Raw genomic sequence first — 18,897 nt, 5'->3', positions numbered from 1 at the left:
GGCTTACTTAAGCTAAAGATTTTAAAAGCCCCCTCACAGTAGGGGGCTTTTTATTGATATCTCCTTGTGCGCAATACACTTACGCGCTTTCATGAACTTTTCATCCTAATTTCTTATCTTCGCTGCCCGAAACGGATTGTTTAAAAGTTTATGAAATTATTAGAAGGAAAAACCGCGTTAATAACCGGAGCGTCAAAAGGAATTGGACGCAAGATTGCCGAAAAGTTTGCTGAACATGGCGCTAATGTGGCTTTTACTTATTTATCGTCTGTTGAAAAAGGACTGGCTTTAGAGCAGGAACTGCAAAGTTTTGGTACCAAAATAAAAGGCTACCAGTCTGACGCTTCAAAATTTGACCAGGCTGATAAGCTGATCAACGATATCCTGGCCGATTTTGGCACCCTGCATATTGTGGTAAACAACGCCGGTATCACCAAAGACGGTTTGCTGATGCGTATGACCGAAGAACAATGGGACGACGTTTTAGAGGTTAACTTAAAATCTGTATTCAATATCACTAAAGCGGCATCAAAAATTATGATGAAAAACCGCAACGGTGTGTTTATTAACATGAGCTCGGTGGTGGGTGTGCAGGGTAATGCCGGCCAGGCCAATTATGCCGCTTCAAAAGCGGGTATTATTGGTTTCTCCAAATCGATAGCAAAAGAACTGGGCTCGCGTAATATTCGTACCAACGTGGTGGCCCCCGGCTTTATAAAGACCGAAATGACCGAAGTGCTGGATCCAAAAGTTGTTGAAGGCTGGGCACAGGCCATCCCGCTAAAACGTGGCGGGGGAACTGAAGATGTGGCAAACTGCTGTGTTTTCCTGGCATCTGATATGGCATCATATATCACCGGGCAGGTAATACCTGTGGATGGGGGAATGTTATAGGGAGGAATTTCGGATTTCGGAATTTCGATTTCGGATTTAATAAAAGAGACATGACAGTCGGTCGCAAGTTTATTCAACTTATATTATTTGCGATTTGCCTGTCATGTTTTGTTTGTAGTAGTGCAGAAGCCCAGAATAGAAAGCTCACAGGGTTCCAAGATACCCTGTTACATAAATTTATTTACACATCTGCCGACCAATTGCCAAGGCCCAAGAGCGGTCTCGAAACGCTTATTAAACAGCTTTCAAAAACCATAAGATTTCCGGCAGGAGAGGCTGAATATGAAGGCAGGGTAATTGTCGCCTTTGTAATAGAACCCAACGGCAAAATTGATGGTGAAAGAGTTATCCGGGAGCCGTCCGGAGATAAACAAATTTTTAGCAAACAGATTTTCGAAGTCGTTAAATCGATAAAATGGAAACCGGCTAAGCGCAATGGAAAGGCTGTTCCGTTTTTATACACGTTGCCGGTAACAATAGATGTTGGCGAATAATAACTTATTCTGAATCATATCACAATATTTTTGCATTTTGCAAGTCAACGTAAAGCGTATTAGTGATACGCGAATATATGCACCTTTTATTTTCAATTACCTGGGGAACAATTTCGGGATGGTGGGTACCTGCCTGCCTTGTGCTTGGCTTGCTTTATGCATGGTTACTGTACCGGCAACCGGTACAACTGGCGGATAAGTTTCGCTATATCCTTTTTGCAGTAAGGGCTATTGTGGTAACGTTTATTGCGCTTTTGCTGGTATCGCCGCTGGTAAAATCGGTAAGCTATAACCCGCAGAAGCCGCTGGTTTTGGTTTTGCAGGATAATTCGGAATCGGTGAATATGTTTAAATCGCCGGGACAAACGGCGCCGGTAGTTGTAATAGATGGACTGTCAGGCTTAAAACAGCAATTGGGTGACGGATACAATGTTCAGGAGTTTCATTTTGATAAAGATTTAAGCAACGGCTTTGATAGAGGCTTTAATGGCAAGCAAACCAATATTTCGCAAGCGCTTCACCAGTTAAACGACAAGTTTGTAAACCAGAATATAGGCGCCATCGTACTGGCCACCGATGGCCTCTACAACCAGGGCACCGACCCGCAATACGAAGCCAAAAATTTTAAAAACAGCATTTACACCGTTGCCCTTGGTGATACCGTCGCCAAACGCGATTTGTTGATCGGTAATGTAAACTACAACAGAACTGCATTTTTAGGCAACGATTTCGAGATTGAGATTTTAACAGAAGCGTACCAAAGCAAAGGCGAAAACATCCGGCTGAACATTACCGAAGATGGCCGGCAGGTTAACTCACAAAATCTACCCGTAACTTCAAACAGCTTTCAAAAGCAGGTTACGGTTAAACTCAATGCGGATAAAAAGGGCTTGCGAAAATTTAACATCAGCATAGCGTCGGTTAAAAACGAAATATCTACCCAAAATAACTCGGAAACAGTTTATATCGATGTGCTGGACGCCAAACAAAAGATATTACTGTTGTACGAAGCACCGCACCCGGATATCAGTGTTATAAAACAGTCGATAGAGAACAACAAGAACTACGAGCTTAAAGCCAGCCTGGTGAGCGATCTGGCAAATGTTAAGCCTGCTGATTATAACCTGGTCATACTTTACCAGCTAACACCGGCAAGTAACGGCATCGTTCAAAGTATTATAAAAAGCAAGCTGCCGCTGTGGTACATAGTTGGCGGACAAACAGATTTGGGCAACTTTAACAGCCAGCAAAAGGTAACCCGCATCAATTCGGGCAGGTTGGAGATGCAGGAGGTATTTGCCCAGCCTGTTAACGATTTTACGGCATTTACATTATCCGATTCATCCCGCAAAAAAATAGCCGCTCTGCCGCCTTTGCTGGCGCCTTATGGCAGCTACACCTTGCCACCGCCTGGCGATGTATTGCTAAAGCAACGTATTGGCAGTGTGGAAACTGCTTTTCCGTTGCTGTCATTCGCTGATGAAGGCGGGCAACGTACAGGCGTGTTAAACGGCGAGGGCCTTTGGCGCTGGCAACTGGCCGAGTTTCAAACATACGGCAATCACCACGCTATGGAAGAACTGTTTGGACAGGGTGTGCAATACCTTACCGCCAATGCCAACCGCCAGCGCTTTATAGTTTATACCGCCAAACATGTATTCGACGAAGGCGAAAATGTGCTGATAAATGCGGAACTGTACAACGATGCCCTCGAGCTGATCAATACACCCGATGTACGTATCGAACTTAAAAACGATGCAGGAAAGGACTACAGCTTTCTTTTTAGCCGTGATGATAAAAGCTACCAGTTGGATGCAGGCACCCTGCCGGTTGGCGAATACAACTATACTGCCACTACAAAAAATGGTGATAAATCGTTTACCGCTGCCGGTCAGCTAACTGTTAAACCGTTAAATCTTGAATCGCGCCAGAGCGCTGCCAATCACCAACTATTGAATACCATCGCCAAACAAAGCGGCGGCAAAATGCTGATGCCTTCGGAGGTTAGCCAGCTTGCAGCTCTTATACGTAAAAATGAAAATATCAAGACTGTGGTGTATGAAGACAAGCGTTACAACGATATTATAGATGTAAAATGGGTGTTTGCGATCATACTGGCGCTGCTTGGGCTTGAGTGGTTTTTACGGAAGCGGGAAGGAGAAGTATAATGCCTCAACCCATTTCCTCCGACACCGCCGCCATAGACGATAGACACAAACTATTGGGCCTCGACCATCTGCGGGCATTTGCCATAGTTTATGTACTGCTGTTTCACTACAAGTTTTTCGGTCACCCGGCGTGGGAGGTTCCAATAGGCGTATTCGGATGGACTGGTGTTGACCTGTTTTTTGTTTTAAGCGGATTTTTAATAGCCGGGCAGCTGTTTGCCGGCGTTGCCAAAGGTAAACCGATTGCCGCGCATGAGTTTTTTATCAAACGTTTCTTTAGGATAATCCCGCCGTATTTCCTGGTGCTGATACTCTATTTCTCCTTCCCCGCTTTAAGCGAGTGGGGGCATCTTTCGCCCGCATGGCGGTACTTCACCTTCACGCTAAACTTTGGCCTCGACTTATCAAAATATGGAACCTTCACCCATTCATGGTCGTTGTGTGTGGAAGAGCAGTTCTATTTGATATTGCCGCTGTGCTTTTGGCTGTTTACCCGGTTTAAGGCCGGGAAAAAAGCCTGGATATTGCTTGCTGCGTTGTTTATCGGAGGTTTTGCGACGCGTATTTACTGCTGGACCCATTTTATCGTCCCTCAATTACCATCAGACAATATACGCCCGCTCTGGAACCTGTATGTTTATTACCCCACATATAACCGGCTGGATGGACTGCTTGTTGGCGTAAGCATTGCCGGCCTGTTTACCTTTTATCCAAAAGTAAAAGCATGGGTAAACCAATACAGCAACCTGCTAATTCTTGCAGGCATCGCCGGACTTGTTGGGGGCTATTTTGTTTGCCTGGAAAAGGAGAGCTTTATTGCAGGAACTTATGGCTTCCCGGTAATATCGGTTGCTTATGGTTTAATTGTAGCGGCAGCGGTTTGTCCTGGTTGTGTGCTTTATAAGTTTAAATCGAGGGTTACTTCGCAACTGGCAGCATTGTCGTACTCCATTTATTTGGTTCACAAAATTGTTATCCATGTAACACAGGTGCAGCTGGGTAATCTCGGGATGAATAAGGATAGCGGGTTGATGATGGTTTGCTGTTTTATCGCAGTGGTATTGGCGGCGTTATTAATGCGGTATTTGGTGGAGAGGCCTGCGTTGAGGTTAAGGAACCGCGTATTGACTAGGCTGAGATAAGATAATAACGAGGGGCAAAAAGCAGTGGCCCGTGCGATTCCCGCCTTGGGGCGGGGAAGGGTGGGGTTAATGGACTATTTATTCAAGCGATGCATGGTCAAATCCTTTCGGTAGCTTGATATCCTTTTCAAGCGCAATGATTTCACGAATGTTACCTTCTATAGCCCTGATCACATTTTGCATATCGTTTTTCATTTCGCTTTCGGTGAACCTTAAAAACCGTACACCCAAACTTTCTAATTTTTGTTGCCTGACATCATCTTTTAGAGAAACTTCTTCGCGATAATGATACATACCATCAACTTCTATGGCTAACCTCAAGCTTTTGCAGTAAAAATCGACGATGTAATTGTCGATGCACCGTTGCCTGTCGAAATCAAATCCCCAAAGCTTATCTTCTTTTAGTTCATTCCACAACAGTACTTCACCAAAAGTCATGTCTTTTCGGAGTTTGCGGGCTAAGGCTTTTAGATTTTTATTGTATGGAATGATTTTGGGCATATATTGCCAGGCTTATAATATATCAATTACCCCTGATATGTATATTCGGAATGGATAGTTTGAGAAACCCCACCCTTCCCCGCCCCGAGGCGGGAATCGCACAAGGGCCATTGCTTTTTTGTTTAAGGATAATTTTGAATGCAATCTTAACTTAAAAACTATTCTTCCTTTTTTGGAGCAACTATCACAAAAACATCCTCGTTATCCTTCTTCATCAAATACTTTTCGCGGGCGAATTTCTCGAGTTGCTGGGGATTTGAGGTAAGTTCTTTAAGGTCTTTGGCTACCTTTTCGGTTTCTTTTTGGTAGAAATCGCGCTCCTGTTTCAGTTTGTTAACCTCCTGGTGGTACTGATATTGCGAGAATAAATCGTTCTTATCAAAAAATATCATCCACACCACAAACGCCAGCGAAACCAAAAAATATTTGTTCCTGAACAGGTTTATCAATCTGCGAAATGCCATACCAGTAAAATTTGAGTTAAAGCTATTCATAATGCGCTGGGTATACAAATATGGTTTTAAACTTTTCAACATGGTGTGGTTGATTAGGTGAGTGGTTGATTAGGTTATAAAAGCCGAACTTAATCAACTCAATCTAACCTAATCAACTCATTCAACTAAAATTAATCTCTTCTTCCTCCGCGGTTACCGCCACGGCTTGCGCCGCTCATGCCGCTGCCGCCTGCAGGTTTGTTACCGCCACTGCCACCACGACCACGGTCGGCACGACCGAAGCTACGGCCTCTTTGGCCACCACCACCGCCACCTTTTTTCTGGCCTTCGGCATGTTTGGCAACAATGCTTTGGGGGCTCATAGGGTAGGGGTGCGCTTCTTCAACAGGTATCTCTTTCGAAATCAGCTTGTGTATATCTTTTAAAAATTCAATTTCTTCCTGGTCGCAAAACGAAAGGGCTATGCCATTTAATCCTGCGCGACCTGTACGACCAATACGGTGCACATAGGTTTCGGGTATGTTAGGCAACTCGTAATTGATAACGTGGGTAAGCTCGTCGATATCAATACCACGGGCAGCTATATCGGTTGCTATAAGCACACGGGTAGTACGGTTTTTAAAGTTGGTTAAGGCCCTTTGGCGCGCATTCTGCGATTTATTGCCGTGGATAGCCTCGGCGGTAATGCCAACGCGAACCAAATCTTTCACCACCTTATCGGCGCCGTGTTTGGTGCGGGTAAATACCAGGGCGGTCTTAATTTCCTTATCTTTTAATATATGGGCAAGCAAAGCACGCTTGTCGTTTTTCTCAACATAGTAAAGCGCCTGCTGTATGGTGTCGGCAGTTGATGATACCGGGGTAACTTCTACTTTTTCTGGTTTGTTAAGTATAGTATCGGCCAGTTGTTGAATTTCCTTTGGCATGGTGGCCGAAAAGAAAAGCGTTTGCCTTTTAGCGGGCACTTTCGCTATGATTTTTTTAACATCGTGCACAAAACCCATATCCAGCATGCGGTCGGCTTCATCAAGCACCAGCATTTTTATATGGTCGAGGTGTACAAAGCGCTGGTTCATTAAATCCAATAAACGACCAGGGGTAGCCACCAAAATGTCAACGCCGCGGCGTAAAGCATCGGTTTGTGGGTTTTGGTTAACACCACCGAAAATAACCAGGTGTTTTAAGCCGGTATGTTTACCATAGGCTGCAAAACTTTCGTCAATTTGTATGGCCAGCTCGCGGGTTGGGGTTAGTATAAGGGCTTTTATTGTTTTTTGCTCTTTGTGTTGCAGTCTGTCCTGGTAAAGTAATTGCAAAATAGGGATGGCGAAGGCGGCGGTTTTGCCCGTGCCGGTTTGTGCGCAACCCAGTAAATCTTTTTGTTGTAATAAAATGGGTATCGCTTGTTCCTGTATAGGGGTAGGGGTAGTATATCCCTCTGTTTTTAAAGCCCGTAAAATAGGCTCAATGATATTTAAATCTTGAAATAACATGTAATGTTTTTAAAATATGTTGCTAACGCGATTGCATAAGCGGGTCTGAAGAGTCGTCTGATAAATCAAAACCGTAAGCTAACGGGTAATTAGGCGCAAAGATACGCAATTTAAACTTAGATTTATCGGATTTGTAGATTATAGGATTTTGGAGTGACGGATACGCCGTTTAGACTTGTGGCTCTTCAGCAGCAGATTCTTCAGTAACCACCTCCTGCTTCTTAAAAAGCGCATGCACTATCAAAATGAGCATACCCAGCATGATCGATACATCCGCCACGTTAAATATCCCGGTTTGCAGTGAGCCGAATTTGATATGCATAAAATCGGTTACCGAGCCGTAGCGTATCCTGTCGTAAATATTGCCGAAACCGCCGCCAACAATCAGTATTACGCTAAAGAGGGTCGTCCGGGTAAGTTCGCGCGTAAGCATGAATACCAGCCCGGCGGCAACAGCCATTAGCGGCAGCAGGTTTAGCAGGATAAACCGCAACGGACCCGAAAGTGAATTGCCTACACTCAAAAACGCGCCGGTATTTTCAACCTTTACCAGGGTGAAGTGGTTATCCAAAAACCTAACCTGTTCGTAATACTCCAGCTTATGCCTAACTATTGTTTTTGAAACCTGGTCGCAGCCAATATTGATGCTAAGCATAAGCAGTATAAGCAGGATTCGTAACGCGCCTTGAACTTTCATTGAACCGGAACCGGGATTAACAGATTTAAACGATTTTAACAGATGTAAAATTAATATTTTAAAGCATAAACGAAAAAAGCCCAGTATTATTTACCGGGCTTTTAAAAATTCGTGAAATTCGAATAAATTCGAGCGAATTAGTGTTTAATTATTTCTTAGCGTATTTGAAATTCTTACCGATAAACTTAGCGCTATCCCCTAATTCTTCTTCAATACGAAGTAACTGGTTGTATTTTGAAATCCTGTCTGAACGGGACAACGAACCTGTTTTTATCTGGCCGCAATTTAAAGCAACAGCCAAATCAGCAATGGTTGAGTCTTCAGTCTCGCCCGAACGGTGGCTCATTACCGAGGTGTAACCGTTGGTTTGTGCTAAAGTTACCGCGTTGATGGTTTCGGTTAAGGTACCGATCTGGTTAACTTTTACCAGTATAGAGTTTGCAATATCTTCGTTAATACCGCGCTGTAAACGTTTTACATTGGTAACAAACAAATCATCGCCTACCAGCTGAACTTTACCGCCGATTTTCTCGGTCAACATTTTCCAACCTTCCCAATCGTCTTCGGCCATACCGTCTTCTACAGAGATAATAGGGTATTTTTCAGTTAACGAAGCAAGGTAATCGGCTTGTTCAGCGCTGGTGCGGATAGCACCTTTCTCGCCTTCAAATTTGGTATAGTCGTATTTACCGTCTTTGTAAAACTCGGAAGCGGCACAATCAAATGCCAGGCAAATATCAACTCCCGGTTTGTAACCGGCTTTTTCAATAGCTTTTAAAATGGTTTCAACACCATCTTCGGTACCTTCAAAGGTTGGGGCAAAACCGCCTTCGTCACCAACAGTAGTGGTAAGGCCGCGGTCGTGCAATATCTTTTTAAGGTTATGGAAAACTTCAGTTCCCCATTGCAATGCCTGCGAAAAAGATGAAGCACCAATTGGCATAATCATAAATTCCTGGAAAGCTATCGGCGCGTCAGAGTGCGAGCCACCGTTAACGATGTTCATCATCGGGATCGGCAACGTGTTAGCATTTACGCCACCAATGTAGCGGTATAAAGGCTGACGGCTTTCCTGCGCTGCTGCTTTTGCTACTGCTAACGAAACACCTAAAATGGCGTTAGCGCCTAATTTTCCTTTATTTTCGGTACCGTCAAGTTCAATCATTAATGCGTCGATACCATTCTGGTCGAACACATCAACACCCTGAAGTTCTTTGGCAATTACATCATTTACGTTAGCAACGGCTTTCAATACGCCTTTGCCCATGTATACCGCTTTGTCGTTATCGCGCAACTCAACGGCCTCATGTACGCCTGTTGAAGCACCTGATGGTACTGCAGCACGACCAAGGGCGCCATTTTCGGTTAAAACATCTACTTCTATAGTAGGATTGCCGCGTGAGTCGAGTATCTGGCGGGCATGGACATCAATTATTAAGCTCATTTGAAGGGTAATTAGTTAATAAAACCACATAGTGTAATAAGTACACAACTATGTATTAGCTTCCAAATATACACTTTCAAATAAATTCGACGAAAGATTATTAATGATTTCACCGATTTGAGAATGATTTCACTGATTGGTAACATGAATTTAATATGATTTATTGGGATTTCACCGATTTGGGATTATTGATTACACCGATTATTATTTGTTTATCCCGGCCACGATATGATAAAAAGAAAATGAACAATCAGAAAAAACACAAGAATTGATTTTTGAAAAAGTAATGGCGCGAACTTGTAAGCATGTTGCTTTAAATCTTCTCTCATTTCTGATCGCGCTATCCTTCTGATACTATAAAAGCTCCAAAAATAGACCAAAAGCTGTAGTACTACCATAAAAGAAAAGCTGCAAAAGTCTTTAAATGGTATCAGGTGAGGTACGTTAATCCATGGCAGGTGTAATAAAAACATGATAAACCAAACAATACCGACAGAGATAAGGAATTTGTTTAGCCCAGTCATTTTCTTAACCACCCTGAAATAAACCAAAACATCGATTGAACAGAAGAGTAGGATATACAGAATCTTTAGGAGAAATATTTCCATCGGCGCGTAATTGGATAGGGCGGTTTAACCAAAATTAACAATAAAAAAAATTAATCGGTGAAATCATTCCCCAATCGGTGAAATCCCAAATCTACTCCCACTTAAACGTCTTAACCGCCACTGCATAAATCCCGATAAACCACGCGCCCAATATCAATAACTGGTGAGTAACATCGCCTAAGCCGGCTCCTTCAAAGGCAACCTCACGCATGGCGTCGTTAAGGTAGGTTAATGGTAGAATTTTGCTGATGGTTTGCAGCCAAACCGGGAACGCTGTTACTGAGAAAAATGTACCCGACAGCAAAAACTGCGGCATAGTGATGATGTTGGAGATAGGGGGCACACTGCTTTCGTTTTTGGCAATGCCCGATATTACAAAGCCGAAGCCCATAAATATGATCAACCCTATTGATGCCAGCACCAGCATATTCAGCACCGTTACCACACCGTGTATCAGCGTAAACCCAAACCAGTAATGCCCGACCAGAATAATAAACACGGCGCCCAGCAACGAGAATACCAGCCTTGCCAATGCCTCGCCCAAAACAATGCTGTATTTTTTTACAGGGGTGGCAAAAAAACGTTTAATTACCAGTGTAAGCCGCAGGCTTAAAAACACAAAGGCAGTACCAAATACCCCGCTGCTTAACAGCGAGAAGCCCAGCATACCCGGTAGCAGGAAGTCGATATATTTATATTCCCTGCCTTTTATAGTGGTCGAACGTACTTCGGCAACGGTTGGGGGGGCGTTATTTGTGCTGCTGTTGATCCGGAAATATAAGTTAGTAAGTTCCGACTTAAAAACACCGCCTTTTTGTGCCGATGCGTTTGAATACTGCACATTAATGGTATAAAGCGGCAGGGTATTGTTTTTTTGTATGTTAATGATAGCCGCAATATCGCCCCTCGACAGGCTGGTGGCCATTTCGGCAGTTGTCTTGTTGGTTATAAAATGCACCAGCGGATTTTTTTTCAATGCGCTATAAACCGGGCCGGTTGTATCGCAGGTTTTTGCTACAGCCACATCAACCGATACGCCGCTGCCGCCTATATTGGCAAACACCACAATAAATATTAACGGGAAAGCCAAACTAAACACTACTGCCGATGGACTGCGGGTAATAGAACGGAAGCTGGCCTTGGCAATAGCCATGGTTGCATTAAAATTGCTGTATCTTTTTGGGGTGTTCATTCGATTAGTTCATAATTAATGGTTCATAGTTCATGGCCGAAGGTTGGCTGGTAAGTAGTAATTGGTGCAAAATCCACTGCCAACTGCCCACTCAAAACTGCTAACTCCTTCTCAACCTTCCCGCCATTCTTTGCCGGTCATGTTTATAAATACGTCTTCCAGGTTAGCCAGTTTTACTTGCTTTTTGCGTTCGAAACCGCCTGCTACCAATTTATCTATAAAGTTATTGGGGGTATCGATGCCGATGATATGGCCGCCATCCACAAATGCCACACGGTCGCAGAGTTCTTCAGCTTCATCCATGTAGTGGGTGGTAATTACCACGGTGGTGCCGGCGTCCCTTATTTCGCGTATCAAATCCCAAAGGTTGCGGCGTGCCTGTGGGTCGAGGCCTGTGGTGGGCTCATCTAAAAATATAATGCGCGGATTATTTATTAGTGTGGTAGCTATCGAGAAGCGTTGCTTTTGCCCGCCCGACAGGTCCTTGTATTTTGCTTTGGCTTTATCGGTAAGGGCAACCTTTTCCAGCATTTCCAGCGGAGTCTTATTGATGCCATATAAGCCGCAGAAAAGATTGATCAGTTCGCTCAGGTTTAAGTTTGGGTAATACCCGGCAGCCTGCAGCTGTACACCTATTATCTGCTTAATACTGTCGGCACCGGTTTCGATGTCAAAGCCGTCGACGGTTATTTCGCCGCTGGTTTTATTGCGCAGGGTTTCTATAACTTCGAGGGTGGTGGTTTTGCCGGCGCCGTTGGGGCCAAGCAGGCCGAATATTTCTCCCTCGTAAACTTCAAAGCTTATGCCTTTTACAGCGGCAAAATCGCCATAGTTTTTTACCAGGTTTTTTACAGTTATAATGGGTTTGTCTGCCATGGTGTAAAAGTGCAACGGATTAGTGAATTATCAATGAGGTTTAAGTTAAATGGCATAAAAATTACTGGTTTCTCATTTTAATCTCCCCCTGAGGGGAGACTAAAAGAGTGGGATAGGGCTTAATTATAGTAATTAGCTTATTAAATGCCCGATAGAATGTAATATTGAATGTAAGTGTTCGGCAGCTTTAACTACCAGGTGTACCAATTGAATTGCGAGTAAAGTTTTCATAACAATGATTTGATTTGCGGCACAAAATTGCTGTGAAAACGCTTTTTTGCATAGTGGTATTAGGCGAAATGCGGTAAAATGTCGGTGAATATAATACCCCTGTCGCCGAATATGATGGAAATTATCGGTGGGTATCCCCCGGATTATCGGTGGAATTTATATCTTTAGATGAGTATCAACCCATAAAGTTAATCGCAATTAAAAAAATCATCATGAAAGCCTTATTTATCCTGCTTGCCTGTGCAGTTATTCTATCATCCTGCCATGTTTCGGTTAAGAAAACCATTGGCGATGCCGACACATCCATAACCAAAACATACACCGTGCCTGAAGACAGCGCCATAACAAAAGCCGTACAGGATGCCTATATGGCCATTAGTTTTAAAGAAGGTGAGCAGCCCCGGTACAGCGAGATACCAAACTATTTTATTCCCGAGGTGCAATTCATAAATTTCCGCACCGATACTGCGCAGATATTCAATATGAAACAGTTTGAAGATCTGTTTAAAAGCTTTCTGCAACAAACACAAACGCATATGTTTTATGAGGAAGAAGCATTTGGCCGTACCGAACAATTTGGCAAAGTAGCACACCGCATAAGCACCTATGTTACCTATTTAAATACCCGCGATAAACCGGCAGAGCGAGGCGTAAACAGCTTCCAATTAATTAAAACGCCGAAAGGGTGGAGGGTATCAAGCATTATCTGGGATGTGGAGAAACCCACGCTTAAGGTGCCGGATTATTATTTGAAGAAGTAAATTTATTCCCTAACCATCAAAGTAAACGCCCGTGCTGTTTCGTTCGGGTATTGAACCGCACAACGTGCAACATCGTGAAACAGCACGGCGGCTAATATTGCTGTCGACGTAAAATCATATCAATTGAAAATATATTGTTTCACCCTGATTCGGAGTGTGCCGAACACAAAGCGAACGGAACACTTATAGCAGGTGAATGCTTTCAGTAAGTTATATCAATTGAAATATACTGTTTCACGCTGATTCGGAGTGTGCCGAACACAAAGCTAACGAAACGCTACGTCAGGTTATCTATCAAATAAATTATATCAATATAAAATATATTATATTAATGATAGGTATATAACTCAATAGTAATTACTGATGATGCAGTATTTATTGGGATGCAAGGAGGAGTATTTTAATATAATTTAATTACAGATAGACAAGAATTCCTGAAAAGGTGATAAGCACTGTTCCGTTCTCTTTTTGTACCGCACACCCTGAAACAGGGTGAAACAAAAAAGCGGTTAACTCATCAACCGCTTTATTTATGCTTTTAGTTCTTCATCAAATTGATGAAATCATCAAACAAATACCTGCTATCATGCGGGCCGGGAGATGATTCGGGGTGATATTGTACCGAGAATGCTTTTTTGCCTTTTACGCGGATACCTTCAATAGATTGGTCGTTAAGGTTAATGTGGGTAATCTCTACCTTGTCAGATGCCCTTACGGCCTCAGGTACCACACCGAAACCATGGTTTTGCGAGGTTACTTCACAATGGTTGATGATAACGTTTTTTACCGGGTGGTTTAAGCCACGGTGACCGTTAAACATTTTTATGGTTGGGATATCATTTGCCAAAGCCAGCAACTGGTGACCAAGGCAAATACCAAACATCGGTTTCTCCGATGCCAAAACCTTTTTAACCGTATCTATTGCGTAAGGCATAGCCGATGGATCACCAGGGCCGTTAGAAATAAAGTAACCGGTAGGGGCAAAGTCCTTTTCCATTTCCTCAAACGACGTTTTGGCCGGGAAAACTTTTGCATAAACATCACGGTCATCAAAATTACGCAGGATGTTTTTCTTTACGCCAAGGTCGAGCACTGCTACGCGGTAGGTGGCGCTTTCGTCGCCGAAGGTATACGTTTCAGTGGTTGATACTTTTGATGATAATTCTAAGCCATCCATTGATGGTACTTCGTCGAGTTTTGCTTTCAACTCATCGATGTCTAAAATCTCTGAGGATATAATGGCGTTCATTGCGCCTTTATCGCGGATATGCCTCACCAGCTGGCGGGTATCAATATCAGATATACCAACTATATTTTGCTCCTGGAAATAATCCTGTATCGATTCATTGGCTTGTTTGCGGCTATAGGCAATGTTGTAATTTTTACAAACAAGTCCGGCAATCTGGATCTGGCCCGATTCAACTTCTTCGTCAGCTATACCATAGTTGCCAATATGCGCATTGGTGGTAACCATAATTTGCCCGAAGTAAGAAGGATCGGTAAAAATCTCCTGGTAGCCGGTCATGCCGGTATTAAAGCAAATTTCGCCGGTGGTAGTTCCCATTTTTCCGGCAGCTTTACCATAAAACATAGTTCCGTCAGCCAGTAGTAATACTGCAGGTAATTTGGTGAAATAAGTCATTATATAAAAAAATTGAATGATTAAAAACCCGGTTTGCCTGGTGCGGCGCTCCGTGAAAACAGACTGAAATATTGAAGTGCGTTACTTCTGGATTCACGGGTGCAAAGGTAGAAAAAGATTTCGGAAGTCGGATGTCCGATGTCGGATTTTTTTGAATGCGGAAATCGGAATGCCGATTGCGGAATGGTTTGGTGAATATATAATTCCATCCAGGCCAAAAAAAGAATAATTCCGAAATCCGAAATAACATTACCTTTGTACCGCACAAAACCATAACCCATGTCTGTTCATAAAGAGGTTAAAAGAATTACCACGCATATTTTGCAGGAGATGAAAAACCGTGGCGAAAAGATCGCCATGCTTACTGCGTACGACTTTTCGATGGCGGCCATTGTCGACGAAGCCGGTACCGACATTATACTGGTGGGCGATTCGGCGTCAAACGTTATGGCCGGGCACGAAACTACGTTACCTATAACCCTCGACCAAATGATTTACCACGCATCATCAGTGGTGCGGGCGGCAAAAAGGGCCCTGGTTATTGTCGATTTACCTTTTGGTTCGTACCAGGGTAATTCAAAAGAGGCGCTTAATTCGGCTATCCGCATAATGAAGGAGTCGGGTGCGCACGGTGTAAAAATGGAGGGCGGTGTTGAAATTGCAGAATCGGTTACCCGTATACTTACTGCAGGCATCCCGGTGATGGGGCATTTGGGGCTTACGCCGCAATCTATCTATAAATTTGGCACTTACACGGTTAGGGCTAAACAGGAGGCAGAGGCGCAAAAACTGCGCGAGGATGCATTAAAACTACAGGAACTGGGTTGCTTCTCGATAGTATTGGAAAAAATACCGGCGTTACTGGCAAAGCAGGTTAGTGAAAGCCTGAACATACCAACAATAGGCATAGGCGCCGGTCAGCATTGCGATGGGCAGGTGCTGGTGATACACGATATGCTGGGCATCAATAAAGGGTTTTCGCCCCGTTTTTTGCGTAAGTATGCCGATTTGCACCAGGTAATGAACGATGCTATCCAGAATTATGTTACTGAAGTAAAAGCCAAAACCTTCCCCAACGAGAAGGAGGAATATTAGGAGGAAGTTCATGGTTGATGGTTCATAGCCGCTGCAACTTGCAACTTAGCTATCAGCTACCCATTCTGCTATGAACTATGAACTATGAACTATGAACCACCCCAAAGTCAACATAAAATATATTAACCACGACATCACCGACGATGATATCCTTTACGAGGATAATCACCTAATTGCGGTTAATAAACGGGCAGGCGATATTGTGCAGGTTGACGATACCGGGGATGAATCATTGGATGATAAGGTAAAAAAGTATATCGCCAAAAAGTATAACAAACCCAACGGCGCATTTTTAGGCGTGGTGCACAGGTTGGACAGGCCGGTTAGCGGGGTTATACTCTTCGCCAAAACCAGCAAGGCCCTCGAGCGTATAAACGCCATGTTTAAGGGCCGCGAAATGCACAAAACCTATTATGCAGTGGTGCGCAACCGACCGCAACCACCAGCAGGTAACCTGGTACACTGGTTGGTAAAAAATCCGCAGAAAAACGTTACCAAAGCGCATGATAAAGAAGTACAGGGCAGCCAGCGTGCTGAGTTGAACTACAAATTGGTTGCTGAACTTGGCGGCTACTATTTAATAGAGGTTGATCCTATAACCGGCCGTCCGCACCAGATACGCGTACAGCTATCAACCCTGGGCTGTCCTATTGTTGGCGATAACAAATACGGCTATCCCCGTGGCAGCTTGCGCAAAAGCATCAGCCTGCATGCCCGGCGGCTGGAGTTTATTCATCCTATAAAAAAAGAACCTATTGTAATTATTGCACCGGTGCCTAAGGATGGCTTTTGGGAACGGTTTGAAGGGATGATGGTAGGGGGGTAATCAGTTGACAGTTTGGAGTTGGCAGTTGCAGTCAGCAAATTAAAAAGTCCTGAGCCAACAGCTAAACAGCTATCGACTCAAGGCTTTCGACTATAGACTTTGGACTAAAATTTACTCGTTCGTTAAAATAACCTTCAACGCTCTCTCCTTAGCTGCATTGCCAAAGGTGTCATAAGCAGCCATCACATCGCTTAATTTGAAATGATGCGTGATAAGCCTGCTTGGCTGCAATTTGTTTGATTGTACCGTTTTTAACAACATTGGCGTAGTAACAGTATCAACCAACCTGGTGGTTATGGTTATATTTTTTGCCCATAAAGTTTCCAGGTGCAGCGTAGCGCTTTTGCCGTGAACACCTATGTTGGCAACGTGACCGCCAGGTGCAATTATTTCAGTGCAAAGCTCAAAAGTTTCGGGTATGCCAACGGCCTCTATAGCCACATCAACACCTTTGCCGCCTGTACGGCTCATCAGTTTTTCAAGTACATTTTCCTGCGAACCGTTAATGGTTTGCGTTGCACCGAATGTTTTGGCAACGTCGAGCCGGTTTTGGTCGGGGTCAATCATAATAATCTCGGCTGGTGAGTAAAACTGTGCAGTAAGCAAAGCCGCTATACCTATAGGCCCCGAGCCTACTATGGCTACGGTATCGCCGGGTTTTACCTGCCCGTTTAATACGCCGCACTCAAAGCCGGTTGGTAAAATATCACTCAACATAACCAAAGCTTCTTCGTCAGCACCTGCCGGGATAGGGTAGAGGCTATTATCTGCGTGTGGTATCCGCACGTATTCGGCCTGTGTGCCATCAATCATGTTTCCCAGTATCCAGCCGCCATCTTCGCAATGCGAATACATGCCTTTTTTACAAAAACTGCATTTACCGCACGATGTTATGCACGATATAAGCACATGGTCACCTTTTTTAAAGGTACTCACAGCTGTACCAACTTCTTCAACCACGCCAACACCTTCGTGTCCGATTATCCTGCCGTCTGTAACGGTCGGTACATCGCCTTTCATTATGTGCAGGTCGGTGCCGCAAATAGTGGTTTTATAAATTTTTACAATAGCATCGGTAGCTTTCGTTATTGTGGGCATTGGCTTGTCTTCCCATGCCTTTTTGCCGGGCCCATGATACACCAGCGCCTTCATGGTTTTAACCGAGCCATTTGCCAGTAATTTTGCCTCGGGTTGTACTTTATCTGCAACCGCTTCCTCAATTAATGCTTCCATAATTTTATCTTTTGATTATAAGTGATGATAAAACAAAGATGCACCGGTAACGGGCTTTAAAATATGATAGTTGTCACCTTAAAAAGTGATAGTTGAGATACGTTTACTACAAGCCATGTGCCTTTAATACCTTACTTATATCTACCTGCCAAATGTACTGGTCGGTATTAACAGTTACCCCGGCTGCATTGCGCTGATTGCTGAAATAAAGCGTTTTTAAATCGGGAGACAGGCGGGCCTCCACTCCGAATACTTTGTCTGAAATCAGTTGGCGTAAATCAAGGGGTTCGCTCCAACCCTTTGGGGTGCGGAAAACAATAAACAAGTCGGCAGTATGAGGTAACGCAGGTGGCCTGCCTGATGAAAAAATAAGGAACGACTCATCGGGAGCAACTACGGGGTCAACATCGCCATAAGCATCAACGCTGAACGAGGGGCGCACAGGCGTTTGGTATTCCCCGTTTTTATATTGCGAGCGGCGGATGTGGAACCGGCCAGAGGTATCGGGCAGCATAAAATAAACGCTGCCATCAGCAGTAATGGCCGGGCTGAAGATCGAATTGTTTTGGTTAATCACATCTGGTAAGCGCTGTGGTTTGCCCCAGCCTTTTTTTGTAAGGTCAACCTTCCACAGGTTGCCGCCATTGCCAGGGTAGTTTTTTTTACCCCAATAACCGTCAATTATCTCGCCGCTTGCCGAAGCCGGGCGATTGGATGCGAACACTAAGTATTTGCCATTTGGCGCAAATGCAGGTTCAAGGTTATGGAAGCCACCACTAAACGGTGCAATAACAGGCTCAGTCCATTTGTTATCCTTATAATAGGAAACCATAATGGTAATATCCTTGACAGGCGATGTGCCAAAGTAAACAGCCTTACCATCGGGCGAAAACGCGGGTGCAGCAGCCCTGTTAGCCACGCCTGGAATCTCACCGGGGGCGAAAGCTTTTACTTCGGCCCAATACTTATTGGTATCGGCGGAGATAGTAATGGCTTTGGTATTGGTGTTTATAAAAACAGCAAGAAGTAACGCTGGGGTAAATAGTTTAGTGATTCTTTTCATCCGGGTCAGTTTTATTTCAAACTAAATACCGGATGTTTTTTAAAGGGGCGAAACTATTTAAATAGGGTGGAGATTATTTTTA

Annotated in this window: 17 protein-coding genes; 7 read left to right on the top strand and 10 right to left on the bottom strand. The window is 43.9% G+C overall.

The annotated features are described in order from the left end of the window. Positions 1 to 150 precede the first annotated feature (150 nt). The 4 genes from fabG (at position 151) to Q0R52_RS14840 (ending at position 4,698) form a co-directional block, all read left to right on the top strand. On the top strand, positions 151 to 894 hold the full coding sequence (gene fabG / locus Q0R52_RS14855; RefSeq protein ID WP_295795630.1) for a 3-oxoacyl-[acyl-carrier-protein] reductase: 744 nt from the start codon (positions 151 to 153) through the stop codon (positions 892 to 894). A gap of 200 nt (positions 895 to 1,094) precedes the next feature. Continuing rightward, entirely contained in the window at positions 1,095 to 1,388 is a 294-nt protein-coding gene (locus Q0R52_RS14850) for an energy transducer TonB (protein ID WP_295795628.1), read from the top strand. 77 nt (positions 1,389 to 1,465) lie between these two features. Then, positions 1,466 to 3,556 (top strand): hypothetical protein, encoded by a 2,091-nt coding sequence (locus Q0R52_RS14845; protein ID WP_295795626.1) that lies wholly within the window; start codon positions 1,466 to 1,468, stop codon positions 3,554 to 3,556. Beyond that, positions 3,556 to 4,698: an acyltransferase gene (locus tag Q0R52_RS14840; RefSeq protein ID WP_295795624.1), complete on the top strand. Its 1,143-nt coding sequence runs from the start codon at positions 3,556 to 3,558 to the stop codon at positions 4,696 to 4,698. The genes Q0R52_RS14845 and Q0R52_RS14840 overlap by 1 nt, the downstream gene beginning before the upstream one ends. A 78-nt stretch (positions 4,699 to 4,776) precedes the next feature. Here the strand turns inward: Q0R52_RS14840 and Q0R52_RS14835 are convergent, their stop codons facing one another. The 7 genes from Q0R52_RS14835 to Q0R52_RS14805 all read right to left on the bottom strand — a co-directional run bounded on the left by Q0R52_RS14835 (position 4,777) and on the right by Q0R52_RS14805 (position 11,964). After that, positions 4,777 to 5,199 (bottom strand): endonuclease domain-containing protein, encoded by a 423-nt coding sequence (locus tag Q0R52_RS14835; protein WP_295795623.1) that lies wholly within the window; start codon positions 5,197 to 5,199, stop codon positions 4,777 to 4,779. 158 nt (positions 5,200 to 5,357) lie between these two features. Next, positions 5,358 to 5,663, bottom strand: a complete 306-nt coding sequence (locus tag Q0R52_RS14830) for a septum formation initiator family protein (RefSeq protein ID WP_252792605.1) — start codon at positions 5,661 to 5,663, stop codon at positions 5,358 to 5,360. Positions 5,664 to 5,824: 161 nt separating this feature from the next. Next, positions 5,825 to 7,147, bottom strand: a complete 1,323-nt coding sequence (locus tag Q0R52_RS14825) for a DEAD/DEAH box helicase (protein ID WP_295795621.1) — start codon at positions 7,145 to 7,147, stop codon at positions 5,825 to 5,827. 169 nt (positions 7,148 to 7,316) lie between these two features. Next, entirely contained in the window at positions 7,317 to 7,844 is a 528-nt protein-coding gene (gene lspA, locus Q0R52_RS14820; RefSeq protein ID WP_295795620.1) for a signal peptidase II, read from the bottom strand. A 148-nt stretch (positions 7,845 to 7,992) separates the two neighbouring features. Beyond that, complete coding sequence (gene eno / locus Q0R52_RS14815; protein WP_295795618.1) at positions 7,993 to 9,288, bottom strand: phosphopyruvate hydratase; 1,296 nt, start codon at positions 9,286 to 9,288, stop codon at positions 7,993 to 7,995. Between the two features lie 699 nt (positions 9,289 to 9,987). Then, positions 9,988 to 11,088, bottom strand: a complete 1,101-nt coding sequence (locus Q0R52_RS14810) for an ABC transporter permease (RefSeq protein ID WP_295795617.1) — start codon at positions 11,086 to 11,088, stop codon at positions 9,988 to 9,990. Between the two features lie 111 nt (positions 11,089 to 11,199). Further along, positions 11,200 to 11,964: an ABC transporter ATP-binding protein gene (locus Q0R52_RS14805; protein ID WP_295795616.1), complete on the bottom strand. Its 765-nt coding sequence runs from the start codon at positions 11,962 to 11,964 to the stop codon at positions 11,200 to 11,202. 443 nt (positions 11,965 to 12,407) lie between these two features. Here Q0R52_RS14805 and Q0R52_RS14800 point away from each other — a divergent pair, with 443 nt between their 5' ends. Beyond that, entirely contained in the window at positions 12,408 to 12,956 is a 549-nt protein-coding gene (locus Q0R52_RS14800) for a hypothetical protein (protein ID WP_295795615.1), read from the top strand. A 538-nt stretch (positions 12,957 to 13,494) separates the two neighbouring features. Here Q0R52_RS14800 and carA read toward each other — a convergent pair. Further along, positions 13,495 to 14,598 (bottom strand): glutamine-hydrolyzing carbamoyl-phosphate synthase small subunit, encoded by a 1,104-nt coding sequence (carA, locus tag Q0R52_RS14795; RefSeq protein ID WP_295795614.1) that lies wholly within the window; start codon positions 14,596 to 14,598, stop codon positions 13,495 to 13,497. Between the two features lie 279 nt (positions 14,599 to 14,877). Here carA and panB point away from each other — a divergent pair, with 279 nt between their 5' ends. Together panB and Q0R52_RS14785 are read left to right on the top strand one after the other, a co-directional pair. Next, positions 14,878 to 15,693, top strand: a complete 816-nt coding sequence (gene panB, locus Q0R52_RS14790) for a 3-methyl-2-oxobutanoate hydroxymethyltransferase (RefSeq protein ID WP_295795613.1) — start codon at positions 14,878 to 14,880, stop codon at positions 15,691 to 15,693. 91 nt (positions 15,694 to 15,784) lie between these two features. Continuing rightward, positions 15,785 to 16,519 (top strand): RluA family pseudouridine synthase, encoded by a 735-nt coding sequence (locus Q0R52_RS14785; RefSeq protein ID WP_295795610.1) that lies wholly within the window; start codon positions 15,785 to 15,787, stop codon positions 16,517 to 16,519. Positions 16,520 to 16,630: 111 nt separating this feature from the next. Here Q0R52_RS14785 and Q0R52_RS14780 read toward each other — a convergent pair whose 3' ends face one another. Further along, complete coding sequence (locus tag Q0R52_RS14780) at positions 16,631 to 17,752, bottom strand: zinc-dependent alcohol dehydrogenase family protein (RefSeq protein ID WP_295795607.1); 1,122 nt, start codon at positions 17,750 to 17,752, stop codon at positions 16,631 to 16,633. Positions 17,753 to 17,858: 106 nt separating this feature from the next. Continuing rightward, a complete protein-coding gene (locus tag Q0R52_RS14775) occupies positions 17,859 to 18,815 on the bottom strand; it encodes a hypothetical protein (protein WP_295795606.1) in 957 nt (318 codons plus the stop codon). Positions 18,816 to 18,897 lie beyond the last annotated feature (82 nt).

Source organism: Mucilaginibacter sp. (genome assembly GCF_025359345.1).
Taxonomy (GTDB): Bacteria; Bacteroidota; Bacteroidia; order Sphingobacteriales; family Sphingobacteriaceae; genus Mucilaginibacter.
The sequence above is the reverse complement of the archived record's forward strand: the minus strand, read 5'-3'. Positions and strand labels throughout refer to the sequence as shown.